This window comes from Rhodococcus sp. LMD (genome assembly GCF_056108245.1).
On record NZ_CM148557.1, the window covers coordinates 5,187,542 to 5,213,104 of the forward strand.

Sequence of the window (25,563 nt, forward strand, 5' to 3'; positions counted from 1 at the left end):
GTTCTCTCATGGCGATCCGCACGCTCGCCGCAGTCGCGACAGCGGTGAGTGCCTTCCTCCTGTATCGCCGGTGGCACCGGCGGTGGGGAGCGACGACTGCCGAGTGCGCCGGCCCGATGCCCGGAGACGACATCCTCTCCTCGGCCGCGTTCAGCGCGACCCGCGCCCTCACGATCGACGCGCCGGCCGAGTGCGTGTGGCCGTGGATCGTCCAGGTCGGCTACAACCGGGCCGGCTTCTACTCCTACGACCGTCTCGACAACCTGGGGCGGCCCAGCGCGACGACGATCGATCCACGCCTGCAGTGCATCGAGGTCGGCGACGTGGCGGCGCCGATGGCGAGTCCGGCCACGGCGGCGACGTCCTTCCGGGTGCACTCCTTCGATCCGGGGCGCTACCTGGTGTGGGCGAAGCCGGATTCGACGTGGTCGTGGCGCCTCGATCCCGTCGACGGCGGGCGACGGACCCGGCTCGTGAGCCGGTTGCAAGCCGCCTACCGGCCCACACCGTCGCTGCCGCTCACCGTCGCACTGATGGAACTGGCCGATTTTCCGATGATGCGCAGGATGCTGCTCGGCATCCGGGAGCGCGCCGAACGCCTCGCCGGAGAGGATCCCGCCTGCGCCCGGCAACGTCTGGAGAACACATGACTCACACGACCGGCGACCTCGGCATGCTGCGGGCCGCGATGGAGGGCCCGGTTCTCGGACCCGGCGACGCGGACTACGACGAAGCGCGCACGGTGTGGAACGCCGACATCGACCGCCGCCCGGCCGCGATCGCACAGTGCCGGAGTACCGCCGACGTGCAGGCGGCGATCGCCTACGCGACCGGGCACGGAATGGAGATGGCTGTGCGTGCGGGCGCCCACAGCACCGCAGGCGCGTCGGTCGTCGACGACGGCCTGGTGATCGACCTCGGATCGATAAATCACGTCGTCGTCGACCCGAAGCGCAGGCGGGCGCGGGTCGGTGGCGGCGCCCTGCTGCGTGATCTCGATGCCGCCACGCAGGCCCACGGACTCGCCGTCCCGGCCGGGCTGATCAGTCACACGGGCGTCGCGGGACTCACGCTGGGCGGAGGAATGGGCTGGCTCACGCGGCAGGCCGGATTGAGCATCGACAACCTCGAGTCGGCCGAGGTGGTCACCGCCGACGGCCGGATCCTGCGTGCCGCCGAGGACGAGAATACGGACCTGTTCTGGGCGATCCGGGGCGGCGGCGGCAACTTCGGTGTGGTGACGGAGTTCGAGTTCCGCCTGCACGAGGCCGGTCCCGTCGTGCAGTTCGGCCTCCTGTTCTGGGGTCTGGATCAGGGCACCGAGGTGCTGCGGCTCGCCCGGGAGGTGATCGGTACGCTGCCGCGCGAGCTGAACATCGTGCTCGCCGGCGTGAACGCCCCACCGGCCCCGTTCGTGCCCGAGCAGTACCACCTCCAGCCCGGCTATGCCTTCCTGGTCACCGGTTTCGGAGCAGCGCAGGCGCACGAGGACGCGCTGGCGCGGATTCGGCGCGCGCTGCCACCGCTGTTCGAGTTCGTCACGCCGATGCCCTACGTCGACGTGCAGCAGCTGCTCGACGAGGGCAATGCGTGGGGCTTCTACTGCTACGACAAGGGCTGCTACGTCGAAGATCTCTCCGACGATCTGATCGCGACAGTCGTCGATCTTGTGCCGCAGAAGACCTCGCCTCTGTCGCTCCTGTTGTTCTACCGGCTGGACGAGGCGTACTGCGAGACCGGGGAGGACGACACCGCCTTCGGCGGCGGACGGACGCCACGCTTCGCCGTCTTCATCGTCGGCGTCTGTCCCGATCCCGCACTGCTGCCACCGGAGCGAGCCTGGGCCCGGTCCCTGTGGGATGCCCTGCGCCCGTATTCGGTCGGCATCGGCGCGTACGTCAACTCCATGACCGAATTCGAGCAGGACCGGGTGCGCGCCACCTACGGTCCGGACAAGTACGCGCGATTGGCCGAGATCAAGGCGAAGTACGATCCGCACAACGTCTTTCACCGGAATGCGAACATCGTTCCCGGCGTAGGGCACGCGTGACACCGGGTGGACGTCCCGGCCGGATGCGACCGGACGACTACGCTCCCGTGGACCGATACGGATCGGTGATCTCCCGGAGCAGGGTGAGCGCCTCGCGCAGCTGCTTCATCCGGCGCACGCCGAGGTGCTCGGTCCATTCGGCCTCGATCCGCGCCTCCTCGGCCCGGGCGACAGGGAGGGCCTCCGTGCCGCGCCGCGCGATCCGCACGAGTCGCGCACGGGCGTCGGTGGGGTCGACGGTGCGTTCGACGTAGCCGGCCCGCTCGAGCTGGTCGACGAGGAAACTCGCCGTCTGCTTGGCCACCTGGGCCTGCTCGGCGAGGTCCGTCAACCGCGTGCCGTCGGGTCCGATGCGGGCGGCCACCCGCGCCTGAGCGAGCGTGATGTCGTCGTAGCCGGCGCGCCGCAGCGCCGCGAGAATGCGGTTCTCCGCCGACCGGGCGGCGATGAACATCAGCAGGGCGGTATTGAGATCGACTGCCATCCCACTCCTTGCAGATAGTACGATCCTCGAACTATATTGGTACCAGCATCGTACTTGTTGGCCCGCCCGGGAGGTGCGAGATGGCCGACGAAGCGCCCGTCGTGGACTTCTACTTCGACCCCGTCTGCCCGTACGCGTGGATCGCGTCCCGGTGGCTGCTGGAAGTGGAGCGCCGGCGGCCCCTCGATCTGAGATTCCATGTGATGAGCCTGAGGGTTCTCAACGAGAACCGCCCGGGCGATCCCGCCTATCTCGCCAACATCGAACGTTCCGCCGGTCCGTCACGAGTGGCCACCGCTGCCGCCGTCCAGTTCGGCGAGGCGGTCCTGCGGGACTTGTACACGGCATTCGGTGACGCGATCTTCGATCGGTGGCGCTACCCCGATGCGGACGAATATCGCACCGCGATGGCCGGTGCGCTCGAGCGGACCGGCCTGCCGGCCCGGCTCTCGTCCGCGGGCGACTCGACCGAGTACGACGACGCGCTCCGCCGCAGTCACGACGCCGGGATGGCGCCGGTGGGCCGCGAGGCCGGCACGCCGACCGTCCACCTCGACGGCGTCGCGTTCTTCGGTCCGGTACTCAACTCGATTCCGCGCGGCGACGACGCCGTGCGCGTCTTCGAGGGCGCGCGATTGCTGTCCGGGTTCTCGGACTTCTTCGAACTCAAGCGCACCCGGACCCGCCCACCGGTGTTCCACTGACAAGAGGGGCCCCATGATGAACGAGGACGAGATCTGGGCCGCGATCGACAGCGCGCGAGGGCGCACGGCCGACCTGCTCGAACGGCTCTCCGACGACGAATGGGCGCAGCCCTCGCTGTGCGACGGCTGGGCGGTGCGTGACGTCGCCGCCCACCTGACCCTGCAGCAGCTGACCGTCGGGGACGCCGTCCGGATCGTCCTGCGGCATCCCGGCCCGATGAACTCGATGATCCGTGCCGCCGCGCGCGACCGGGCGGCGCTGCCGACCGACCGGTTGATCGCGGACCTGCGCGCGACGATCGGCTCCCGCCGCCACAATGTGGGGCTGACCGCCTTCGAGCCCCTGACCGACATCCTCGTGCACGGCCAGGACATCGCGATCCCGCTGCACCGCGACCTCGAGATGCCCGCGGACGCGGCGTCCGCGGTCGCCGCGCGGGTGTGGTCCCAAGGCGGCAGGGGCAAGGCCCGGGTCTTCCGCTCCCTTCCCCTGCGCGGCTACCGGCTCACCGCCACCGACGTCGCGTGGTCGGTCGGCGAGGGACCGGAGATCCGGGGACCGATCTCCGCGATCCTGTTGCTGCTCACCGGCCGTCGCGTGGCGCTGCCCCGATTGTCCGGGGCGGGTGTGGACGATCTGCGGGCACGGGTGGCGACCGGGTGATCCGGGTTCAGGACGAGCCGTCGCGCTCCCACGCCGCGGCGATCTCCGGGTATCCGGCCGCGATCTCGTCGAGCCGCTCGTCCGAGGCGGTCTCGATCTCGGCACGGTGCCGCTGCGCCGCCACGAGGGACCCGTCGAACTCCCCCGACGTCGGCACCGGACTCTGTTCGCCGGGACCCGGGGCACTCGTCTCGAGGGCCCCGATGATCTCGTCGAGCCGCTGAGCCACGAACCTGCGCTTGTCGTTGTGTGTCTCCATACGGACCGGCATACCCGGCTCGCTGCGCGTCACACCGCCGGTTCGGCTCAGAGAGTCTCGGCCTCCCCGGCGGCGGACAGGTCGACCTTCGCGGGTATCACGAGCCGGTGCGGCGAGTCTGCGCCCTCGGCGACGAGCGAGGCGTGCGTCGGCGGGTCCGACGGCACGTGCGCCGGGCGGCGACGCTCGAATTCGGCGCGCAGCACGGGCACGACGTCGCGACCGAGGATCTCGATCTGCTCGAGCACCACGTCGAGGGGCAGGCCGGCGTGGTCCATGAGGAACAGCTGCCGCTGGTAGTCGCCCGCGTAGTCGGCGAAGCCGAGGGTGCGCTCGATCACCTGCTCGGGGGTGCCGACGGTGAGCGGGGTGGTCGCGGAGAAGTCCTCGAGCGACGGCCCGTGACCGTAGACGGGGGCGTTGTCGAAGTACGGCCGGAAGACGCGCTTGGCCTTCTCCTCGGTCTCGGCCATGAACACCTGGCCGCCCAGCCCGACGATCGCCTGGTCGGCGGCACCGTGGCCGTACTGCTCGAACCGGGTGCGGTAGAGGCCGATCATCTGCTGGATGTGTTCGCGGTTCCAGAAGATGTTGTTGTGGAAGAAGCCGTCGCCGTAGAACGCGGCCTGCTCGGCGATCTCCGGCGAGCGGATCGAGCCGTGCCACACGAACGGCGGGGTGTCGTCGAGAGGCCACGGAGTCGAGGTGTAGCCGCGCAGCGGGGTGCGGAACCTGCCTTCCCACTCGAGGTCCTTCTCCCGCCAGAGCCGGCGCAGCAGGTGGTAGTTCTCGATCGCGAGCGGAATGCCCTGTCGGATGTCCTTGCCGAACCACGGGTAGACCGGGCCGGTGTTGCCCCGGCCCATCATGAGGTCGACGCGGCCGCCGGACAGGTGCTGCAGCATCGCGAAGTCCTCGGCGATCTTGACCGGGTCGTTCGTCGTGATCAGGGTGGTCGCGGTCGAGAGGATCAGTTTCTCGGTCTTCGCCGCGATCCAGCCGAGCATGGTGGTCGGCGACGACGGGACGAAGGGCGGGTTGTGGTGCTCGCCGCTCGCGAAGACGTCGAGCCCGACCTCCTCGGCCTTCAGCGCGATCTCCGTCATGGCGACGATCCGCTCGTGCTCGGTGGGGATGCGGCCCGTGGTGGGGTCGCGGGTGACGTCGCCGATGGTGAAGATGCCGAACTGCACGGGTGCCTCCGTCTAATCGTTGATTGCTCAACTATACGAACGGCGGGGGCTCGCCGGTATTCCCCCTCCGGCCGTTCCGGCCCCCGCCTGGACCTCGGCGGTGCATGATCGGCGTCATGATCCGCACACTCGCGGTCGCCGGTCTCCTGGTGCTGGGCGGCAGTGTCGCCGCGAGTCCGTCGGCCTCCGCCGACGAGCCGACCGGCCCACCGCAGAGCACCTTCGGCGCCGCGCTCGCCTACTCGCTGGTGCATCCCGGGGTCGTCCCGGCCGGGACGAACGACTTCGGCTGCGTGCCTGTGCCGGAGCACCCCGAGCCGGTGGTGCTCGTCCACGGCTTCCTGGAGAACTCCTACGCCAACTGGGCCGGATTGGCGCCGGTGCTGAAGACCGAGGGGTACTGCGTGTTCGCACTCGACTACGGCGCCCCGCCGGCCGAGCCGTTCAAGGCGCGGGAGCCGATCCCGGATGCCGCCGGCGAACTGGCGGCGTTCGTCGACGCCGTCCTGGCGGCAACCGGTGCGGAGCGGGTGTCCGTCGTCGGCCACTCCAAGGGCGGGGCCGTCCCCCGGTGGTACGTGCGGTTCCTCGGCGGGGCGGACAAGACCAGCCGCATCGTCGGGCTGGCGCCGGCGAACTACCCGTCGCTCGGGCCGCCGTCCGTCGCGCAGGACGCCGTGCTCGCCGAGCTCAACGCGGGCAGCGACACCGTCGAAGGGGTCTCCTACACGGTCGTCGCCACCAGATACGACCAGGTGATCATCCCCTACACGGCGTCGTTCCTCACCGGCCCCGGCGCGCGGAACATCCTGCTGCAGGATGTGTGCCCGGCGAACACCGCCGACCACGTCTCGATCCCCTACGATCCCGTCGCCGAGCAGCTCGTGCTGGCCGCGCTGGACCCGTCCGCAGACCGGCCGATCGTGTGCTGACCACGGCCGCTACCCGCCGGGCAGGCGCCGCGTTCCGCCGATCACAAGCGTGATCTCGACGTCGACGTCGCGCAGACCCGCCTCGTCCAGGGCGTCACGCAGCGTCGCCGGATCCGCCTCCGGAGGCGGGCCGAGCGCCTCGATCCAGAGCACGGACTGCCGGAATCCGATGTCGGTGATCGCCCAGCCCTGCTCCTGGGCCCACCGCTCGGCGACCGGAGCGACGTCGGCCTTCAGCGTCTCCTGCCGGATCACCCGGGCGCTGGACAGACCCAGCGGCACCGCGACGACCACCACCGCGGCCACCACCGTGAGCAGGCTGAGGCCGCGCAGGTCCCCGACCTCGCGACCGGCGCGCCGCGCCGCCCCGCGCACACCCGAGAACAGGAAGACCAGCGTGCCGGTGGCGACGATCGCCGCGACATTCGTGGCGAACAGCAACAGCGCCCCACCGGCCTGCCGCGGCGCGTCGGACTCGAGGGTCAGGCCCACCACCGCGAGCGGCGGCACCAGCGAGATGGCGATCGCCACCCCGGGCAGGGCGTCGGACACATCGCGCCGCACCAGCGCGAACGCCCCGACCGCGCCCGTGGCCAGGGCCGCGACGAGATCGATCAGCCGCGGTGCCACCCGGCCTGCCACCTGGCTGTTGTTCTCGGCGAGCACATCCAGAGGGTCGAGCAGGCCCACCGCGTATCCCGTCGCCACCACCGCGGCCGCACCCGCCGCGACGAGCAACGCGGAGGCGACCAGGTTGCGATGATCGTTGAGCACCACCGCCAGGGCCGTCCCGACGATCGGCGTCATCAACGGGGCGACGATCATGGCGCCGATGACGGTGGCGGTGGAGTCCGCGACGACGCCCGCCGAGGCGATGACCGAGGCCAGCACGAGCAGGGTCCAGAACGTCGCGCGCCGCGACCGCGGCTGGGCGTCCTCGGACAGGAACAGCGTGGCGGTCATCCGCTCGATGTCCTCGGCGGTCGGTCTCACGGAAGCCTCCCTGGGTGCGTCGTGTCGCGAGTGCATCACAGCAGACGCCGGGCGCCCGCGCGATCGGGACACCGGTCCCTTCCGTCCGGGACACCGGTCGCGACACGATGTCCCGCACCGGACGGAGGAGGACGCACGCGGTGACGACGGACGAGGCGGTGACGACGGACAAGGCGGCGACACGACCCTCGACGCTGATCGCTGCCCTCCCGCACCGCTACCGCGCCGTGCTGCACCTGCGCATCGCGTGTGGCCTGTCGATCACCGACACGGCTCGTGCCCTGAACACCGATGCCGCCTCCGTCCGGCTCGCTCAGCACCACGCCCTGAACCTGCTCCGGCACCAGCTCGGGCACTTCCGGAACATGTCAGACCCCCGGCGCACACTGATCACAGAACCGGGGACCACCTCGCCCGGACGTACCGAGGAGGAGCGAGTGTCATGGACACGGGGTGTGGGGCCTTCTTCAGCTGGACCTCACGACGGGTGACGTTGCCGCGCTGCCTGCGTGCCGTCGCGGCGGGAACGCAGCAGTCCGGGCTGACTCTCGATCGGCGGCTCGCCTCGGACACCGTCCGCGGCCGCCTGCTGGCCTATCACGATGCCGACGACGACGCCGACTACGTGGCCCTGCTCATCGGCGACGTGGCCGGATCGGACGACGTGCCCGTTCGGATCGTCGACGAGGAGCGGCTTCTGATGGAAGGTGCGCGCAGCACCGAGCCGGCGGAGATTCTCGTGGGCACCTCCGACGACCGCGACCCGGACGCCGAGCGGCGCGAGCTCGACCGGCAGCTGTGCCTGGGCGGCCCGGTGCGTTCCATGCTCGCGCATTCCGGTGCGCGCTCGGTCACCGTGGACTGGTGCGCGGTGGCGGCCGCGTAGCTCGTGCGGAAAGGCTTGACCTCGAGTCGACTCGAGGTTGAACGATGGGCGACGTCAGTTCATCGGCTCTTCCGGAGGACATCATGAGTGTTGTCAAGCCTCTCGACCGCACCGCCACGCCGACCCTGCCCGCGTTCTCGCTCAATCGTCCGATGGCGGTGCTCGTCCCGGTCGTCGTGGCTCTCGTCGCCAACATCGCCCTGTGGCTCGTCGGCCTCGCCGCCGGCGGCACGTTCGAGGTCACCAACGGTGACACCGTCGAAAGCGCCGCCCCGGGTGGCGTTCTCGTCATGACCGTCGTCCCGCTCACCGTGGGCATGGGTCTCGCGGCGCTGCTCAGCCTGCGCTGGTTCGGCATCGTCCGCGTCGCCGAGGTCGTGGGCGCGGTGGCCGCGCTCGGCACGATCGCGTCGACGATCGTCGCCGACTTCGACACCCCGAGCACGATCACACTCTCGCTGATGCACGTGGTGATCGCGATCGTCGTCGTCGGGGGGCTCGAGGCGATGCGCAACCGCATTGCAGCCCAGCGGTAGTCGCGCAGCGACGCCACCCGTCCGGGGTCACCGGCTCGAAGGTCCCGATTGTCGAGGGACCTTCGAGCCGCCGCCGGCCCCTCCGTCGGCGGTGACCTACGGCACGGCGGCCGATGCCTCTTCCGTTTCTCCCCAGGGACTTTCGCATCGAACCGCGTGCCGGCTGCAGGTGGTGCCGGTTCCACGGGCGGCGCCGGCGTTTCGTCCGCAGCCGCCGTCCACAGGACCGAAGCACCCGACCGGCAGGGACGTACGTCCCGAGATCCGTTTCCCGGTAATCCGTCCGGCCCACACGGCGATTCGCAACGCGGCCGGTTCCGTGGAATTCCACGTCCGTCGCGTCTCCGGCGGGTGGGTGAGCCCGTACATCGTCGGCCATGCCCGCGTCGGCGAGACGTGGGTGCTCGGCTCCGGGGACTGGTCGGGGCACGACGTGCAGATCGCCGGCCCGCCCGCCATGATCCAGGCGACCGAGTTCCGGCTGCAGGCCGCCGGCGTGCCCGCGGACCGCCTCCGCCACGACCCGCTCTACTGACCTCCGCGCCCGCTCAGGACCGGTTGAGCCGCGCGATCCGGCCGCTGAGAACCGTGGCGAACGCGCACCACACCGCGTACGGACCGAGCGCGGCCCCTGCCGCCGGCTTCGCGACGGCGGCGCGGCGCGCCAGGTCGGCACTGCTCACCGCGAGCGCTCCGGCGACCACCGTCGCCGGCACGAGCCGGTGCGCCTTGAAGAACACCCACGACCAGGACGCGTTGAGCACCAGATTCACCGCGAGGGCGGCCCGATAGTAGGTGGCCTCGTCGACCCGCGCCTCCGATTCGAGTTCGTCGATCGCCACCGCGGAACTCACCGCGATGTCGGCGTACAGCGCCGTCCACACGACGGGAAAGACCGCACCCGGCGGCTGGAACGACGGTTTGCGCAACCGCCGGTACCACCGCGTGTCCACGTCCCGCGAGGCGATCGATCCCGCCACCGCCGTCGCGGCGGTCGCCGCGGTCGTTCCGAGCAACGTGCGGCCGAACATGCTGGACATACCTGCTCTCCTCACTCTCGCCGTCGGCGAGGTCGTCACATCGCGTTGTCGGGGATCTGGGGGAAGGGCCGCTGCGGATGCGGGGGCGAGGGCTCGGGATCCGGTTCCGGCGGGAACGGCGGCTGCGGCTCCGGTGGGGTCGGCACCGGATTCGGCTCCGGCGGGAACGGTGACGGCGGCGTGGGCGTCGGTGGGACGGGCGGGGCCGGCTCGGGCGAGCCCGGCCCCGTGTCCGGGTCCGGTGTGGTCAGGCAGGGTGTGGTCAGGCAGGGGGTGGTCATGGCCGGTCCCTTCCGATCATCGGCGAGCGCTGTTCCGGGCATACCCGGAGCCGCGGCGGCGCAATCCCAGTGGGGCGGCGGACGGCGCCCCGTGCTCCGCCCGCGGACCCCAGCGGAAGGTGCGCGTCGCGACGAGCGCGGCGGCGACGAGCCAGGCAGCCATCACCGCGATGGCGCCCCACAGGATCCGGGGACCGGACGGATCCAGGGCTGCGGCAAGTGAATTCGAGAAATGCTTCAACGGAAAGGCCGATCCCACCGTCTGCATCCAACCGGGGGTGTCGCCGAGGAAGAAGATGTCGGAGAAGAACGCGAGCGGGAGGAGGATCGCGAGGCCGACCGCGGAGACCGCCTTGCTGCTCGGCAGCACCGCAGCGAGAGCGAAACCGCACGCAGCCAACGTCGCGGTGCCGAGCACCACCACAGCGGCGGCGAGGAACACGCCGGGCCACGTGAGGACGAGGCCGAAGAAGACGACACCGACGGCCACGACCAGAACTGCGGTGACCAGGGCAATCCACAGCGTCGACACGGTGTGCCCGGCCATGAAACCGACCGGCCCGAGCGGGGTGCCGCGCAGCCGCTTCAACACCCCCCGGTCGCGGGCCCGCACCACCGCCTCGGGCATGTTGACGAACGCGGTGACCGCTGCACCCCACGCCGCCATGCCCGCCGCCCCGGACAACTCCGGGGGCACGTCGGCGACCGTGACGGCACCGTCGGGCAGCACGGCCATGATGAAGGCGTACAGGCCCACCGGCAGGGCGACCGCGAAGAACACCCAGCCCGGGTCGCGCGCGGCCGCCCGGGTGGTCCAGGCGATCCGGCCGAGGACCAGTCGGGCCGTGGAGGGCCGGCCGGGCACGTCGGCGTCCAGCATGCGATCTGCGCGCCGGGACGCGACGGGCGGGGCAGACGCGCGGCCGGTGCTGCCCCGCGCGGGGTCCCAGCCGAAGGCACGCACCGCGACGAGGGACGCGGCGAAGGTCCACGCCGTCATCACGGCCAGCGCGCCGAGATCCCAGCCGCCACCGGCGGCGAACGGATCGAACTGCTCCTGTACCGCCTCGGCGAACGGCTTCAGCGGGAAGACGGCCGCGATCGAATCCGCCCACCCCGGCATGTCACCGACGATGAACAGTCCCGACACGAACCCGAGCGCCACCGCAGCGGCGATCGACACCGCCTCCGCGACGGCAGCGGTGGGGGACAGCGCGGCCACGGCCAGGCCGAGTGCCGCGAAGCAGGCGATTCCCACCGCGATCGTCACGACGGTGGCGGGTGCGGTGCGCCACAGGATCTGCACGTCGTAGACGACCGTCCCGACGAGCAGCATCGTCAGCACCGAGCACAGCGCGAACACCACGGCGCCCCCGACACGCCCGGCGAGGTAGATCCACGCCGGCAGCGGGGTTCCGCGTACCCGCTTCAGGACTCCCTGTTCGCGTGCGGTGGCCAGGGCCGTCGCCACGGTCGGAAAGGCAGCGTAGAGGACACCCATCACCGCCGCGGTGGGCGTGACGAACTGCATCACGCGCACCCCGCCGGTCTCGTCCACGGTGGCGTTGCCGGCGAGGAACCCGATGACGACCAACCAGGTGAGGGGGAACAGGAAGGTGAAGACGAAGACGACCCGGGCGCGCCACAGGTCGACGACGGTGTGGCGCAGCTGCTCGGCGAACAGACCGGCCGCGGCCGGACGGCCGGTGTGCGCGGAGGCCTGGGGGACGCTCACGACGGCACCTCCGCGGACCGGGCGGTCGCGCGCCGGTCGTCGTGCCGGGCGACCAGCTCGAGGTAGACGTCCTCGAGGGACGGTCGGGTGACGGTCAGCGCGGGCAGCTCCTGGCCGCGGTCCCGGGCCCACTCCGTGAGCCGGCGCAGCGCCGCGGTCGGGGTGGAGGTGCGCAGCTGCCAGTCCGCCCCGTCGGTGGTCAACGGTGCGCCCAGGTCGGGTAGCCCCGACGGTGCCGCGCCGGGTGGCAGGCGGAAGCTCACGACGGCGGCACTGCCCTGTTCGCCGCCGATCTCGCCGGGCGTGCCCAGCGCGATCATGCGTCCGGCGACGACGATGCCCACCCGGTCCGCGAGATGCTCGGCCTCGTCCATGTAGTGGGTGGTGAGCAGGACGGTCTTGCCCAGACCGCGCAGGGCCTCGACGAGATCCCAGGCGCGGCGCCGGGCGGCGGGATCGAACCCGGTGGTGGGTTCGTCGAGGAACAGCAGTTCGGGATCGCCGACGAGGCCGAGCGCCAGGTCGAGGCGACGCCGCTGACCGCCGGACAGGGTCTCGACTTTCGCGTCGCGCTTGTCCGACAGGCCCACGAGATCCACGACATCGTCCACGTCCAGCCGGCGCGGATACAGGGACCGGTAGTGACGGACGAGTTCCCGGACGGTGAAGTGCTCCTCGAAACCGGCTTCCTGCAACACGATTCCGATACGTTCGCGAAAGTCCCGTCCCCCGGTCTCCGGGTCGAACCCGAGCACGTCGACCTCTCCGGACGTGCGCCGCCGGTGTCCCTCGAGAATCTCGACGAGGGTGGTCTTGCCCGCGCCGTTCGGTCCCAGCAGCGCGAAGACCTCACCGGCCTGCACCGCGAACGACACCCCGTCGACCGCCCGCACGTCTCCGTAGTGCTTGTGCAGATCCGTGACTGTGACGACATCCATGTGCCCTCCTCCCTTCGGTCCCATCGTGCGCGTGCGGGTCCCGGACCGCACCCCGAGGCCGGCGCGCCGCACTCACCGGCGGCTACGGACCGTCTTGTACACGAAGTCCGCGGCAAGGACCGCGGGGATGCCCAGCAGCGCGACACCCAGCGCCTCGAGCGGCGGAACCGCATGGCCCAGCACGTCGGCGACCGGGACGACTCCCAGGAAGACGACGAGGGCGACGAGCTCGACGAGAACAGCCCACAGCAGCAACCGGTTCGAGCCCCACCCGAGCTGCCACGGCGGCCGGGACGCGCTGCGGCAGGCGAACGCGGTGCCCACCTGCCCCAGGACGACCGCGGCGAACGCGGCGCCCGAGGCCGCGAGAAGCGCCGGACCGGTGGGAAATTCACCTCCGGGACGCCAACCCGCGACGAGCAGCGCGACGAGGAACGCACTCATCTCGACGATCGCCTCGACCGGTCCGAGAACCCCGAACACCCGGACCAGCAGGGTCCGGTCGACGAGGTGCCGACGCTCCGGTGGCCGCTTCAGCGTGTCCCGGCTCGGCGGTTCACCGCCGAGGGCCAGCGCCGGCAGCAGATCGGTGCCGATGTCGATGCACAGGATCTGCAGCACCCCCAGGGCGAGCGGAAACTGCCCGCCCGACAGTCCCCACAGCGCGAACGGCGTCAGTTCCGCGACGTTGGAGGTCAGGTGATAACTGAGGAAGCGGCGGATGTTGGCGTAGGTGGCCCGGCCCTGCTCGACCGCGGTGAGGATGGTTGCGAAGTCGTCGTCGAGCAGCACCAGGTCCGCGGCCTCGCGCGCGACGTCGGTGCCGCCCTCGCCCATCGCCACCCCGATGTCGGCCTGCCGCAGGGCCGGTCCGTCGTTGACACCGTCGCCGGTCATCGCGACGACGTGACCGCGGTCCTGCAGGGCCTTCGCGACGCGCAGCTTCTGCTCCGGAGAGACCCGGCTGATCACGACGCCGTCGCGATCGAGGAGGGCACCGAGCAGCTGATCGTCGTCCGGCAGATCCTTGCCCTGCACCACCTTGCCCTCTGCGCCGAGCAGGCCGATCTCGCGGGCGATGGCGCGGGCCGTCTCCGGGTGGTCACCGGTGAGCATCGCGACCTTGATGCCGGCGCCGCGCGCGGCCCGCAGCGCGGCCGGGACGGCGATCCGCGGCGGATCCTCCATGCCCAGCAGGCCGAGGAGCTCGAGGTCGCGTTCGGCGAGTTCGGGGTCGGTGAGCGCGCCGGAATCGCTCAGGGTCCGGCGGGCGACGGCGAGCACCCGCAGGCCCCGCGACGCCATGTCCGCGAGCGCCTCCTCCGCCCGGTCGACGAGCTCGCCCGGCTCGGCGCAGCGCGGAAGCACCGCGTCCGGGGCGCCCTTGAGAAGCAGCCGCCCGCCCACGATCACCGATTCGCGGCGGCGCCGGGGATCGAACACGAACCGGCGGGTGACCGGCCCCGGCTGTGCGCCGGGACCGGCGAGACGGGCCGCGAACGCGGCGATCGCCGCCTCCATCGGGTCGCCGACCGCCCGCCACTCGTCGTCGTCGAGGGTGATTCCGCCCTTCGAGGCGGCCGCGCCGGCGAGACCGGCGGTCGCGGCCGCCGCCACCGCCGGCTCCGGGCCGGTCACCGCACCGGTGGGCGCATACCCCTCCCCGCGCACGGCGACGGTCCCGGCCGGGGTCCACGCCTCGACGACGTTCATCTGGTTCTGGGTGAGCGTGCCCGTCTTGTCGGTGCAGACGAACGTCGTCGCACCGAGGGTCTCGACGGCCTCGAGGTTGCGCACCAGCGCGTTGTCGCGGGCCATGCGCTGCGCCCCCATCGCCAGCGACAGCGTCACGGTGGGCAGCAGCCCCTCGGGCACGAGGGCGACGGTGATGCCCACCGCGAAGAGGAAGGCGTCCTGCCAGGAGATCCCCACCAGGAGAGACACGGCGAAGAACACCGCGCCGACGCCGACGGAACCGAAGGCGAGCGTCCGGACGATGCGCTGGATCTCCCGATCGAGCGGGCCGGGTGGACGTCGCACCGACGTGGTCAGGGCTGCGATACCGGCGAGGCGGGTGTTCGCACCCGTGGCTGTCACGATCCCTTCGGATTCGCCCTCGGCGACGAACGTTCCGGCGAACACGGCCGCGCCGGCCGTGCGGAGCACCGGTTCGCTCTCCCCGGTGAGGGTGGATTCGTCGAAGGTGCAGCGGCCCGCGACCACAAGGGTCAGATCGGCCGGGACCCGGTCGCCGCCGGTGAGCACGACGACGTCGCCGACCACCAGGTCACGGGCGTCGACCGTGCGCAGCGCCCCGTCCCGGCGCACCACGATGGTGGTGGGCAACAGCTCGCCGAGGCGCTCGGCAGCCTTCTCCGCGCGTTCCTGCTGCACGAAGGCGAAAATGCCGTTGACGACGATCACCACGATCACGGCGATGCCCAGCTCCGGCATGCCCGCGACGAACGCGAGGGCCGAAGCGAACCACAACAGCAGCGCGAAGAAGTGCGTGAGCTGCGCGATCAGCCTGCGCCACCACGGCACTCGCCGCGCGGCGGGGAGCTGGTTCGGGCCGTCGCGGGTCAGCCGCGCGGCGGCCTCACTTCCGGTGAGACCGCCGCCGGGGAGCACCTGCGGACCGGAATGTGCCTGCACACCGCCTCCTCGCCCACCCGGGATGCGTCACCGCGACCGGGGTCGGCCCCCGTCGCGGCAGGCCCAGCGTATCGGCACGGGGGCCGTCGCGGACGCGACTGCGCCCCACCCGTCGCGGACGCGACTGCGCCCCACCCGTCGCGGACGCGACTGCGTCCCACCCGTCGCGGACGCGACTGCGTCCCACCCGTCGCGGACGCGACTGCGCCCCACCGCCACGATGCCGGTGGGGCGCAGGGGACGAGCCGTCAGGCGTGCTCGAGGCGGATACCCTTGGTCTCCCTCATGAAGACGCAGGCGATGCCGGTCAGCACGCACAGCACCATGATGTACACGCTGAACGCCCATCCGAGGCCGCGGCCGATCAGGAGCTGATTCAGGTACGGGGCGGTTCCACCGAACACCGCGACGGAGAACGAGTACGCGAAGCCGATCGCCTGGGTCCGCAGCCGGGTGGGGAAGCTCTCCGACAGCGTCGCCGACAGCACCGACGCGGGGACGGACACGACGAGCAGCGCGACGGTCGTCGCGACGAGCAGGGTCCATCCGGCGGAGGAGATCATCATCGTCAGCGGCAACTGCAACACGAGCATGAGGCCGGCGAACGCGAACAGCATCGGGCGGCGGCCGATCCGGTCGGACAGCATGCCCCAGAAGGGCAGGGAGACGAGCGCGATCGACTGGGCGATCACCGACATCCAGTAGGCGACGTCGGGGTCCATCCCCTGCTGGGTGATGGCGTAGGTGGAGACGTACGACGTCCAGGTGTAGTGGGCGGCGGTGATGCCGGAGGTCATGCCGATCATCAGCAGGATCGCGCGGACGACGGTCTTGCGCGGGATGCGCGGCTGCTCGTCCTGCTCCTGGTGGGCGTCGAACACGTCGCTCTCGTCCATGCTGCGACGCAGGTACAGGGCGACCAGGGCCAGGCACGCGCCGATGAGGAACGGGATGCGCCAGCCCCATTCGGCGACGGCGTTTTCGGAGAGCGACGAGGTGACGGCGCCACCGATGCTGTAGGCGAGGACCGAGCCACCGAAGATCGCGATGAAGGCGACGCTGCCCCACATCCCGCGACGGTGCGGCGGGGCGATCTCACCGACGTACGAGTAGGCGGTGGCCGATTCGCCGCCGTGGGCGAAGCCCTGCATGATCCGCGCGGCGAGCAGGATCAGCGACGCCCACGCCCCGATGGACTCGTAGGTGGGCATGATGCCGATGACGAGGCTGCCCGTCGCCATCATGAGCATCGTGGTGACGAGGACGAACTTGCGGCCCCGCCGGTCGGCGATGCGGCCGAACACGATGCCGCCGAGGGGGCGCATGAGGAAGCCGACGGCGAAGACCGCGAGCGTCGACAGCAGCGCGGAGATCGGATCGGAGTTGTTGAACATCACCGCGGCGATGAACGGTGCGAAGACCGCGTAGGCGCTCCACTCGTACCACTCGAGTACGTTGCCGACCGCGCTGGCGAACAGCGATTTCTTCTTCGAGGCCAGGGTGGGCGCGGTGTCGACCGCATCCCGGGGGTTCCGGACGTCGGTGTTCACGTGGTGTCTCTTTTCGTTCGCGGGAGCAGTGGCCGAATGTCACATCGGTTCGATGTGACCGAACCGGTGTGACATTCGGTCGGTCGGTCGGTCATTCGGTCGGGTGGGAGGGGGGCGGATCGTCAGGTGGTCGCGGTGGGGGCGGTGCGGTCGCGCAGGTCGCTGCGCCGGATCTTGCCGGTCTGGGTCTTGGGGAGGTTCTCGACGATGTGGACCCGGCGGGGCCGCTTGTAGGCGGCGAGGCGCTCACGGGCGAAGTCCACGAGTTCGTCCTCGGTGGCGTGGGCGTCGCGTTCGAGCGACACGAATGCCACCACGGATTCGCCCTGGTAGTCGTCGGGCTGACCGACGACGGCGGCCTCGTGGACGGCGGGGTGCTCGTAGAGGGCGTCCTCGACCTCGCGGGGCCACACCTTGTATCCGGAGACGTTGATCTGATCCTTGAGGCGGTCCACCAGGTAGACCCAGCCGTGCCGGTCGATGATCGCGCCGTCGCCGGTGCGCAGCCGTCCGCCGGGCAGGGTGGAGGCCGATGCCTCGGGCTTGCGCCAGTACCCCGAGATCACCTGCGGGCCGGCCAGTTCCAGTTCCCCCTGCGTGCCGGGTTCGACGGCGGCACCGTCCGCGTCGACGACCCGCGCATCGATCAGGGGCAGCGGGACGCCGATCGCGAGGGTGCCGCTGGCGGGGTCCACGGGTGCCCGCCGCCCGGGGGGCACCGCGATGACGCCCGAGGACGTCTCGGTCATCCCGTACGCGTTGTGGATGTACTTGCCGAACTTCGCTTCGAACTTCTCCACGGTCGCGGGCGGGATCGGTGCGCCGCCGGAGTAGAGGGTCTTGACCGACGCGAAGTGGCGGGCCTCGGCGCCGGGGGTTTCGTACAGGGCGTTGAACACCGTGATCGAGCCGATCGTGAACGTGACCCCGTGCTCGACGAGGGCCTCGAGCGCGACCTCGGCATTGAAGCGGTTGGCGAAGACCAGGGTGGTCGGGTGCACCAGCGCCAGGGTGGCGTTGATGACGGCGCCGGTGATGTGGAACAACGGCGCGACGGCGAACACCGCGTCGCCGGCGGTCAGGCCGACGAAGGAGCCGAAGGTGGTGGCCACGGCCAGCACGTTGGCGTGGGTGTTCATCGCGCCCTTCGGTGGTCCGGTGGTGCCCGAGGTGTAGGCGAGCAGGGCGACGTCGTCGCCGGTGATCTCGACGGGCGACGGCCGCCGGCCCCGGTGTTGTTCGATCAGCTCGACGAGGTCGCCGTCGGGCGCGGCCACGGCACGGTCCGTCGTCGGGAAGACCCGTGCGTCGTCGCGGCTCTGGAAGTCCAGGTCGCTGGTGCTGACGATCCAGCGCACCGAGCTGTCGCGCACGGTGTCCGCGGTCTCCGCGACGGCGGTGTCGGCGCACACCATGCCGACGATCTCGGCGTCGTCGACGAGACGGCGCAGTTCGGCTCTCCGGTACATGGGGTTGAGCACGAGCGCCGCGGCGCCGAGTTTCCACAGCGCGAGCAGGGTCAGCGCATACTGGGGGATGTTCTGCAGGTAGATGCCCACACGGTCGCCGCGCCGCACCCCGCGAGCGGCGAAGGCGACGGCGAGAGCGTCGGAGAGCTCGTCGGTCTCGCGGGCGGTCAGCACACCGTCGAAGTAGGCGATGGCCTTGCCGTCGGGGTCGGCATCCACGCGGGCGCGCCACGCGTCCACCAGGGAGACGAACGGCACCACCGGCTCGCGGTCGAGTCCGTTCGGGTAGAGCGCGGTCCAGGGGCGCATCTGGGACGTCACGACGCAGTTCCTTCCACTCGACTGCGGGGCCTTCCACCGCCACGACCGATCGCTCGGTCGGTAAGCGGTCTGTCAGTAGTGTCGTGGGCCACACAACCGCGTGTCAAATCGGACAGGACACACCCGTGGCGTCCGCATGCGGGCCCTGGCCTGGGCATTCCCGGAGTGGGAGAATCGGAGATCGAACGACCCCCGGCGCGCGACGCGACGAGCGGTCGGAAATCGTCGGTGGGCGGTCGAGAACCGCACGTCGGTACGAGCGGACACGGCTGACGGAAGGCCGAGACGATGGACGACGTGGACACCCGGCACGCGCAGGTTCTGCTCGAATGGGACAGCGGCCGCGCCGGCTACGACCCCGGAACGACGGTGCACATCGGCCGCGACCGATCGATGGATGTCACCCTCGAACACCCGGTGGTCTCCCGCGAACACGCGCTCCTGCAGTGGGAGGACGGCTGGTATCTCGTCGACTCCGGCAGCAAGAACGGGCTCTTCGTCGACGGCCGCCGGGTGGAGCGGATCCGGGTGACCGGCACGGTCGTCGCCCGCCTCGGCGACCGCGCCGAGGGACCGGACCTCCGGATCTCCGTCGCCGAACCCGAGGCGACCCGCGAACGCCGCGGGGGTCTGCTCGACCAGCTGACCGCGGTCCGGGCCGGCGAGACCCGCGGGGCGCGGCGCCGGACCCGCCGCGCGCCCCGCACCGGCGACGTGTCGATCGGCCGCGCCGCCGACAACACCGTCGTCGTCGACGACGTCCTGGCCTCCCGCCAGCACGCGGCCCTGCGCACCGGGCCGACCGGCCTCGAGATCGAGGACCTCGGCAGCGTCAACGGCACGTTCGTCGCGGGCACCCGCATCGATCACGCCGTCCTCGCCGAGGGCGACGTCGTGACGATCGGCAACACCGACCTCGTCGTCCGCGACGGCACCCTCGTCCCGCGGGAGAAGACGGCGGCGGCCACGACCGACGGGCTGCGCGTGCGCGCCGTCGGACTGACCATCGACGGGAGCCGGCGACTGCTGCACGACGTCACCCTGGCCGCGCCGCCCGGCACGCTCACCGCCGTCATCGGCCCCTCCGGTGCCGGCAAGTCCACCGTGGCCAAGATCGTCTCGGGCACCGGCAGTCCCACCGACGGGGTCGTGGAGTTCGACGGCCACAGCGTGCACGCCGAATATCAGGCGCTGCGCTCCCGGATCGGCCTCGTCCCCCAGGACGACGTGCTCCACCGGCAGCTCACCGTCCGCGAGGCCCTCGGTTACGCCGCCGAACTGCGGCTGCCGCCGGACACCACCCGCGCCGACCGCGAGGAGGTGATCGCCCGGGTGCTCGGCGAACTGCAGCTCACCGAACACGCCGGCACCCGGGTCGACCGCCTCTCCGGGGGGCAGCGCAAGCGCGCGTCGGTCGCCCTCGAACTGCTCACCGGGCCGTCGCTGCTGATCCTCGACGAACCCACCTCCGGCCTCGATCCGGCACTCGACCGGCAGATCATGACCACGCTGCGCCGCCTCGCCGACTCCGGCCGGGTCGTCCTCGTCATCACCCACTCCCTGTCCTACCTCGAACTGTGTGATCAGGTGCTGCTGCTCGCTCCCGGCGGCAAGACCGCCTATGTGGGGCCGCCCGGCGAGGTGGGCACCGCGCTCGGCAGCTCCGACTGGGCCGAGATCTTCGCCCGCGTCGCCGCCGAACCCGACGCGGTGCACGCCGAGCACCTCGCCCGCAGTGCGACCGTCGACCATCCACCCGCCGCGGCCCCCGGCCCGCTGGGCCGACCCGCCCACACCTCCCGTCGCAGACAGCTGAGCACCGTCGCGCGGCGGCAGATCCGGTTGATCCGCGCGGACCGCGGCTACCTGATCTTCCTGTCGCTGCTGCCGTTCATCCTCGGCGGGCTGTCGATCCTGGTGCCCGGCAGCGACGGATTCGGCCCGCCGAGCCCGGGTGCGGATCCGGGCGAGCTGGCGTTCATCCTCATCCTGCTGATCCTCGGGGCCTGCTTCATGGGCTCGTCGCTCACCGTCCGGGACCTCGTCGGCGAACGGATGATCTACCACCGCGAACGCGCCGCCGGGCTCGCACCGTCGGCGTACCTGATCGCGAAGATCGTGGTGTTCTGCGCCGCCGCGATCGTGCAGTCGTTCGTGCTGGTCCTCGTCGTCCTGGTCGGCAAGGGCGCCCCCGGTGCCGGCAGCGTGATTCCTTCCGGCAGCGTCGAACTCGTCGTCGATATCGCCCTGACCACGTGTGCCTGCGTGGTGGTCGGCCTGGCCCTGTCGGCCGTCGCCCGGTCCGGTGAACAGGTGATGCCGCTGCTCGTCGTGACGGTCATGGTGCAGCTCGTGCTCAGCGGTGGCCTGATCCCCATCACCGGGCGCGCCGTGCTCGCCCAGCTGTCGTGGCTGTCGCCGTCGCGGTGGGGCTACGCCGCGACCGCCTCGACCGTCGACCTGCGTGCCAAGGACCCGACCGCCGAGGCCGACGTGCTGTGGCAGCACGCCCCGTCGTGGTGGCTGCTCTCCGCCGGGATGCTGCTCCTCCTCGGCATCGTCTACGCCACGTTCACCTACACCCGGTTGCGGCTGCGCGCCCGGTGAGCGCGATGCCGATATCTCACACGACGACGAGCGCGACGGCGACCGCGACATCGAGCACGGCGCAGAACTCGGCGAAGGAACGGTCCACGGTGACCCGGAGCCGATGGTGGACGAGATCCCACACGCCGTGCAGGAACCATCCGGCCGCGACGAGGTACCGGGCGAGGTCCGGATCGGCGGCGAGCGCGACCAGGCCGAGCACCCCGAAGGCGACCATGCCGGCCACCTGGACGAGGAAACGGCGGTCGCGCAGCCGGCCGCGCACCGCGCCCACGACGATCACGACCGCCGCCGCGGCGCCGATCAGCACCGTCGACGGCACGACGTCCAGCGCCCGCAGCACGAACCACACCGTGTAGGAGGCCGGGAACACCACCCATACCGCACGCGGCCGGCCCAGCACGGCCGTGACGAGATACAGGAACGGCAGCAGCATCATCATCTCGGTGAGGATCTCGACGCTCGCCTCGGCGGGCGTGCCGAACAGGGCGAACGCCAGAGCCGCGACCGTCGGCCAGCGCTGCGCCAGGAAGGCCGGACCGGCCGGGCGGCGCGATGCGGGGCGGGCCGTGCTCACGGCCGTCGTGGTGTCCATGAGGTCTCCCGGGGGCAGTGGTGGGCGGATGCCTCCACGATCGGCCCCCGGATCCGGCCGGACGAGACCCCGAGGTCGGACGTGTCCGGAAATGTGGGATCCCTGTCCGTCGGACACGCCGCGTCCGGCCCCGGCCGCGGCTACCGTCGACGGTGTGGACGAACGACGCGTGGTGGTCGTCGGCTACGACCGGGCGGAGCTGCTCGACATCGCCTGCGTGACGACGACGTTCGCGACTGCGAACCGATTCGGCGCCGCCCCGGCGTACCGGGTGGAGCTGGCCACCCCCGGCGGGGCCGCGATCACCTGCGACACCGGGCTGGTGCTGGCCGGACAGCGACGGCTCGAACGGCTCGTCGGAGCACTCGACACCCTCGTCGTCTCCGGCGGCTTCGGGCACGTCGACGTGGCCGACGACGCCCGGTTCGTCGGCCACGTGCGCCGCCTCGCGCGGGACAGCCGCCGGGTGGCGTCCGTGTGCACGGGCGCCTCCGTCCTCGCGGCCGCCGGTCTGCTCGACGGCCGGCGCGCCACCACCCACTGGGCGTTCGCCGCTCGGCTCGCCGCGCGGTACCCGCAGGTGCAGGTGGATCCGCTGCCGATCTTCGTGCGCGACGGCCACGTCGCGACCGCCGCCGGGGTGACCAGCGCCCTGGACCTCACCCTCGCGTTCGTCGAGGAGGACCACGGCCCCGACCTCGCCCGCCACGTCTCCCGCGCCCTGGTCACCTACCTGCAGCGACCGGGCAACCAGGCGCAGATGAGCCTGTTCACCACGGTGCCCGAGCCGGAGGACCGCGGGATGCGGCGCCTCGTCGACCACATCACCACCCACCTCGGCGGCGATCTGTCGGCTACCGCGCTCGCCGCGCGGGCCGGGATGAGCGAACGGCACCTCACCCGGATGTTCCTGCACCACCTGCACGACACCCCCGCCCGCTACGTCCGCCGGGTCCGGCTCGAGGCCGCCGCCGTCCTGCTCACCACCACGTCGCTGCCGGTCACGGCGATCGCGGCGCGCTGCGGGTTCGGCACCACCGAGACGCTGCGGCAGGCGTTCACCCGGCGCTACGGGGCGTCACCGGCGGCGTTCCGCGCCGGTCACTCCCACGCCGCCGCCCGGCACACCGGGGGCTGAACGGGTCTCAGGACAGGTACTCGGGGTCCGGGCAGGTCTTGTGCGACCAGTCCGAACCGAGGGTGCCCTGGTGCGAGTCCTCCGGGCACTCGTCGCTGCGTTCGCCCACGCGGGCCAGGGACACCACGACGGACTTGGAGGTAGGGCAATTGCTCTGGCGGGCAGTCGAATCCAGCGGCACCAATCCGTTGGTCTCGGGATAGTAGGCGGCAGCCGATCCGCGCGGAGTGTCGTACTCGACGATCCGGAACGACCGCGCGCACCGGACCCGCTCGTCGCCGTCCCACCGCGTGAACAGGTCGACCAGATCACCGTCGTCGAAGCCGAGGGCGGCGATGTCGTCGCGGTGCAGGAAGATCACCCGCCGCCCGCCCTCGACGCCGCGGTACCGGTCGCTCAGCCCGTAGATGGTGGTGTTGAACTGGTCGTGGCTCCGCAGGGTCTGCAGGATCACGTGCCCCTCGGGCACGTGCAGCACGTCGATCGGGGAGACCGCGAATTCGGCCCGCCCGGAATCGGTGTGGAAGGTACGCGAATCGCGGGGCGGGTGCGGCAGGACGAACCCGCCCGGGCGACGGACGTTGACGTCGTAGCTCTCACAACCCGGGACGACGCGGGAGATCAGGCCGCGGACGACGCCGTAGTCGTCGCGCATCGCCTTCCAGTCGAGGCCGTACCGGTCCCCGAGCGTGGCCTCGGCGATCCGCGAGACGATCTCGACCTCGGACTTCAGGTGCGGGCTCGCGGGCTCGAGCGGCCCGCGCGACGCGTGCACCGAGCACGTCGAGTCCTCGACCGTCACGAACTGCGGGCCCGACGCCTGCACGTCCTGCTCGGTGCGCCCCTTGGTCGGCAGGATCAGCGCCGTCTCGCCGCACACGAGATGCGAGCGGTTGATCTTGGTGGAGACCTGCACGGTCATCCGGGCCCGCCGCATCGCGGCCGCGGTGACGTGGGTGTCGGGCGCGGCCTGCACGAAGTTGCCCCCGAGACCCATGAAGAAGCGGGCCCGGCCGTCGCGCAGCGCCCGGATCGAGTCGACGGTGTCGAAGCCGTTCTCGCGCGGCGGATCGAAGCCGAACTCCCGTTGCAACGCATCGAGAAAGTGGGCCGGGGGCCGCTCCCAGATTCCCATGGTGCGGTCGCCCTGCACGTTGGAATGCCCGCGCACGGGGAACAGACCCGCGCCGCGCTTACCGATATTGCCCTGTGCCAGAGCCAGATTGGTGACCTCCTTGATGGTGGCGACCGCGTTGCGGTGCTGGGTCAGGCCCATCGCCCAGCAGAACACCGTCGCCCGCGAGTCACGCAGCAGCCTCGCGGCCTCGGTGATCTGCTCCCGCGACAGCCCCGTGGCGGTGGTGACGACGTCCCAGTCGACGTCGGCGACGTGGCGGCGCCACTGCTCGAAACCGCGGGTGTGCCGCTCGATGAACTCGTGGTCGAGCGCGTCCCACTCCACGAGCAGCGACCCGAACGCCTGCAGCAGCGCCAGATCCCCGTTCAGCGCGATCGGCAGGTGCAGGTCCGACAGGTCGGTGCCCCGGCCGACGACCCCGCGCGGGGTCTGCGGATTGCGGAAGTTGACCAGGCCCGCCTCCCGCAGCGGATTGATCGACAGGATAGTGGCGCCGTTGCGTTTGGCCTTCTCGAGCGCGGTGAGCATGCGCGGATGGTTCGTCCCCGGATTCTGGCCCTGCAGGACGATGAGCTCCGCGTGGTAGACGTCGTCGAGCGTGACGCTCGCCTTGCCGATGCCGATCGACTCCTGCAACGCGATGCTGGTGGACTCGTGGCACATGTTGGAACAGTCGGGCAGGTTGTTCGTGCCGAACGCCCGGGCGAAGAGCTGGTAGGCGAACGCCACCTCGTTCGAAGCCCGCCCCGAGGTGTAGAAGATCGCCTCGTCGGGGCTGTCGAGCGCGTTCAGCTCCGCGCCGATCAGGGCGAACGCCTCGTCCCAGTCGATCGGTTCGTAGTGGGTGCCGCCGGGCCGCTTGATCATCGGATGCGTGATGCGGCCCTGCCGGCCGAGCCAATGCTCGCTGTGCGCATCCAGCTCGGCGAGGCTGTGGGCGGCGAAGAACCCGGGGGTGGCGCGGCGCCGGGTCGCCTCCTCCGCCACCGCCTTCGCACCGTTCTCGCAGAACTCGGCGACCGACCGATGTCCCGGGTCCGGATCGGGCCACGCACAGCTCATGCAGTCGAAGCCCTCGGCCTGGTTCAACCGCAGGAGTGTCCGCGCCGTCCGGCTCGGCCCCATCCGTTCGAGGGAGCGCTTCATCGACACCGCCACCGCGGTCGGGCCCGCGGCGTGATCCTCGGCGTCGTCGACCTCGAGGTCGCGCTCGTCGTAGTCCCGATCGTGTCTGCGCATCGCCGGCCCCTCGTCGTCCACACCGTGTCCGCGGTCGTCCGCCCCGTGTCCGCGCGCCCGGCTCCCCGCGCACGCGTGTCGATGCTCTGCGTACCCGCGCGCCGCGCCCGCGAAACCGGATTCACGAAGGTCGGCGGGCCTCGCGGCCGCGTCGTA

General features: G+C 71.3%; 23 protein-coding genes. 11 read left to right on the forward strand and 12 right to left on the reverse strand.

The features are described from left to right. Positions 1 to 8: 8 nt before the first annotated feature. The gene (locus tag ACWPQI_RS23815) at positions 9 to 650 is read left to right on the forward strand and encodes an SRPBCC family protein (RefSeq protein ID WP_017680158.1); all 642 of its coding nucleotides are present in this window, start codon (positions 9 to 11) and stop codon (positions 648 to 650) included. Continuing rightward, a complete protein-coding gene (locus ACWPQI_RS23820; RefSeq protein WP_017680159.1) occupies positions 647 to 2,050 on the forward strand; it encodes an FAD-binding oxidoreductase in 1,404 nt (467 codons plus the stop codon). The genes ACWPQI_RS23815 and ACWPQI_RS23820 overlap by 4 nt, the downstream gene beginning before the upstream one ends. Positions 2,051 to 2,087: 37 nt before the next feature. On the opposite strand, the gene ACWPQI_RS23825 is transcribed toward ACWPQI_RS23820, so the two are convergent. After that, complete coding sequence (locus ACWPQI_RS23825) at positions 2,088 to 2,534, reverse strand: MarR family winged helix-turn-helix transcriptional regulator (protein ID WP_017680160.1); 447 nt, start codon at positions 2,532 to 2,534, stop codon at positions 2,088 to 2,090. Between the two features lie 80 nt (positions 2,535 to 2,614). Between ACWPQI_RS23825 and ACWPQI_RS23830 the strand changes: the two genes are divergently transcribed. Together ACWPQI_RS23830 and ACWPQI_RS23835 are read left to right on the forward strand one after the other, a co-directional pair. Further along, positions 2,615 to 3,238: a mycothiol-dependent nitroreductase Rv2466c family protein gene (locus ACWPQI_RS23830; protein ID WP_017680161.1), complete on the forward strand. Its 624-nt coding sequence runs from the start codon at positions 2,615 to 2,617 to the stop codon at positions 3,236 to 3,238. A 13-nt stretch (positions 3,239 to 3,251) separates the two neighbouring features. Then, complete coding sequence (locus tag ACWPQI_RS23835; protein WP_017680162.1) at positions 3,252 to 3,902, forward strand: maleylpyruvate isomerase family mycothiol-dependent enzyme; 651 nt, start codon at positions 3,252 to 3,254, stop codon at positions 3,900 to 3,902. A gap of 7 nt (positions 3,903 to 3,909) precedes the next feature. Here the strand turns inward: ACWPQI_RS23835 and ACWPQI_RS23840 are convergent, their stop codons facing one another. Both ACWPQI_RS23840 and ACWPQI_RS23845 read right to left on the reverse strand, forming a co-directional pair. Continuing rightward, positions 3,910 to 4,161, reverse strand: coding sequence for a hypothetical protein (locus ACWPQI_RS23840; protein WP_003938681.1), 252 nt, complete (start codon positions 4,159 to 4,161; stop codon positions 3,910 to 3,912). Positions 4,162 to 4,208: 47 nt separating this feature from the next. After that, positions 4,209 to 5,354, reverse strand: coding sequence for an LLM class flavin-dependent oxidoreductase (locus tag ACWPQI_RS23845; protein WP_048771310.1), 1,146 nt, complete (start codon positions 5,352 to 5,354; stop codon positions 4,209 to 4,211). Positions 5,355 to 5,458: 104 nt separating this feature from the next. Here ACWPQI_RS23845 and ACWPQI_RS23850 point away from each other — a divergent pair, with 104 nt between their 5' ends. Then, positions 5,459 to 6,286 (forward strand): esterase/lipase family protein, encoded by an 828-nt coding sequence (locus ACWPQI_RS23850; protein WP_474738531.1) that lies wholly within the window; start codon positions 5,459 to 5,461, stop codon positions 6,284 to 6,286. A gap of 9 nt (positions 6,287 to 6,295) precedes the next feature. On the opposite strand, the gene ACWPQI_RS23855 is transcribed toward ACWPQI_RS23850, so the two are convergent. Further along, a complete protein-coding gene (locus ACWPQI_RS23855; RefSeq protein WP_140189036.1) occupies positions 6,296 to 7,279 on the reverse strand; it encodes a DUF389 domain-containing protein in 984 nt (327 codons plus the stop codon). Between the two features lie 107 nt (positions 7,280 to 7,386). Here ACWPQI_RS23855 and ACWPQI_RS23860 point away from each other — a divergent pair, with 107 nt between their 5' ends. The 4 genes from ACWPQI_RS23860 to ACWPQI_RS23875 all read left to right on the forward strand — a co-directional run bounded on the left by ACWPQI_RS23860 (position 7,387) and on the right by ACWPQI_RS23875 (position 9,236). Further along, complete coding sequence (locus tag ACWPQI_RS23860; protein ID WP_474738532.1) at positions 7,387 to 7,770, forward strand: sigma factor-like helix-turn-helix DNA-binding protein; 384 nt, start codon at positions 7,387 to 7,389, stop codon at positions 7,768 to 7,770. Next, positions 7,722 to 8,165: a hypothetical protein gene (locus ACWPQI_RS23865; protein ID WP_235157578.1), complete on the forward strand. Its 444-nt coding sequence runs from the start codon at positions 7,722 to 7,724 to the stop codon at positions 8,163 to 8,165. Before ACWPQI_RS23860 ends, ACWPQI_RS23865 begins: the two co-directional genes overlap by 49 nt. Before the next feature lie 83 nt (positions 8,166 to 8,248). Then, positions 8,249 to 8,701, forward strand: coding sequence for a DUF6069 family protein (locus ACWPQI_RS23870; protein ID WP_010594179.1), 453 nt, complete (start codon positions 8,249 to 8,251; stop codon positions 8,699 to 8,701). A 319-nt stretch (positions 8,702 to 9,020) separates the two neighbouring features. Further along, positions 9,021 to 9,236 (forward strand): ferredoxin reductase domain-containing protein, encoded by a 216-nt coding sequence (locus ACWPQI_RS23875; protein WP_010594180.1) that lies wholly within the window; start codon positions 9,021 to 9,023, stop codon positions 9,234 to 9,236. Between the two features lie 13 nt (positions 9,237 to 9,249). Here the strand turns inward: ACWPQI_RS23875 and ACWPQI_RS23880 are convergent, their stop codons facing one another. The 6 genes from ACWPQI_RS23880 to ACWPQI_RS23905 form a co-directional block, all read right to left on the reverse strand. Beyond that, positions 9,250 to 9,741, reverse strand: a complete 492-nt coding sequence (locus tag ACWPQI_RS23880; RefSeq protein ID WP_010594181.1) for a TspO/MBR family protein — start codon at positions 9,739 to 9,741, stop codon at positions 9,250 to 9,252. Between the two features lie 297 nt (positions 9,742 to 10,038). Next, a complete protein-coding gene (locus ACWPQI_RS23885; RefSeq protein ID WP_119700182.1) occupies positions 10,039 to 11,757 on the reverse strand; it encodes an ABC transporter permease in 1,719 nt (572 codons plus the stop codon). After that, a complete protein-coding gene (locus ACWPQI_RS23890; protein ID WP_119700183.1) occupies positions 11,754 to 12,695 on the reverse strand; it encodes an ABC transporter ATP-binding protein in 942 nt (313 codons plus the stop codon). Before ACWPQI_RS23890 ends, ACWPQI_RS23885 begins: the two co-directional genes overlap by 4 nt. A 72-nt stretch (positions 12,696 to 12,767) precedes the next feature. Continuing rightward, entirely contained in the window at positions 12,768 to 15,350 is a 2,583-nt protein-coding gene (locus tag ACWPQI_RS23895) for a cation-translocating P-type ATPase (RefSeq protein WP_474738533.1), read from the reverse strand. 248 nt (positions 15,351 to 15,598) lie between these two features. Further along, positions 15,599 to 16,900: an MFS transporter gene (locus ACWPQI_RS23900; RefSeq protein ID WP_017680174.1), complete on the reverse strand. Its 1,302-nt coding sequence runs from the start codon at positions 16,898 to 16,900 to the stop codon at positions 15,599 to 15,601. Positions 16,901 to 17,022: 122 nt separating this feature from the next. Beyond that, positions 17,023 to 18,690: a class I adenylate-forming enzyme family protein gene (locus tag ACWPQI_RS23905; RefSeq protein WP_442978186.1), complete on the reverse strand. Its 1,668-nt coding sequence runs from the start codon at positions 18,688 to 18,690 to the stop codon at positions 17,023 to 17,025. Positions 18,691 to 18,978: 288 nt separating this feature from the next. On the opposite strand from ACWPQI_RS23905, the gene ACWPQI_RS23910 reads away from it, so the two are divergent. Further along, positions 18,979 to 21,297 carry an FHA domain-containing protein gene (locus ACWPQI_RS23910; RefSeq protein ID WP_017680176.1) on the forward strand — a complete coding sequence of 773 codons (2,319 nt, stop codon included), beginning with the start codon at positions 18,979 to 18,981 and terminating at the stop codon, positions 21,295 to 21,297. A 16-nt stretch (positions 21,298 to 21,313) separates the two neighbouring features. Here ACWPQI_RS23910 and ACWPQI_RS23915 read toward each other — a convergent pair whose 3' ends face one another. Continuing rightward, complete coding sequence (locus tag ACWPQI_RS23915; RefSeq protein ID WP_040272901.1) at positions 21,314 to 21,892, reverse strand: hypothetical protein; 579 nt, start codon at positions 21,890 to 21,892, stop codon at positions 21,314 to 21,316. Between the two features lie 91 nt (positions 21,893 to 21,983). Between ACWPQI_RS23915 and ACWPQI_RS23920 the strand changes: the two genes are divergently transcribed. Then, entirely contained in the window at positions 21,984 to 23,030 is a 1,047-nt protein-coding gene (locus ACWPQI_RS23920; protein ID WP_017680178.1) for a GlxA family transcriptional regulator, read from the forward strand. Positions 23,031 to 23,037: 7 nt separating this feature from the next. Here the strand turns inward: ACWPQI_RS23920 and ACWPQI_RS23925 are convergent, their stop codons facing one another. Beyond that, complete coding sequence (locus ACWPQI_RS23925) at positions 23,038 to 25,407, reverse strand: FdhF/YdeP family oxidoreductase (RefSeq protein WP_474738534.1); 2,370 nt, start codon at positions 25,405 to 25,407, stop codon at positions 23,038 to 23,040. Positions 25,408 to 25,563 lie beyond the last annotated feature (156 nt).